Here is a 311-nt window from a genome sequence, read left to right on the forward strand (position 1 = left end):
CTGAACCGCGGCCGGGTATCCGACAGGTTGATCGACAACGTCTGCGCTTCATCGAAGCGATGTTCCAGGGGACGTTCGGCGATGAATTTTGCAATCAGGTCGCGGTTCAGGCTTGGCTGTGCCATATGGCTGCAGGGAGAGGTTGCCGGTATCGTTTGGCTGGAAAGCGCCAAGGATCAATTCGAAGAGCTGCATTCCCGAGCGCTTGAACACTCCGCGGTAATTGCCGCGCTTCATCTTTCTCATCAGCGAGAGTTGCTGGATCAGGAGACTCGGCTGGGGCATGCACTGGTTGCGGGACTGCTGGAGGG

General features: G+C 57.9%; 1 protein-coding gene. It reads left to right on the forward strand.

Annotation, left to right across the window (positions count from 1 at the left end; all coding sequences use genetic code 11):
* Positions 1–81 precede the first annotated feature (81 nt).
* Positions 82–311: hypothetical protein (locus AC0L3B_RS39035; RefSeq protein WP_473383033.1), on the forward strand; the 230-nt coding region annotated here is incomplete at its 3' end.

Source organism: Bradyrhizobium sp. Kon56 (assembly GCF_055807635.1).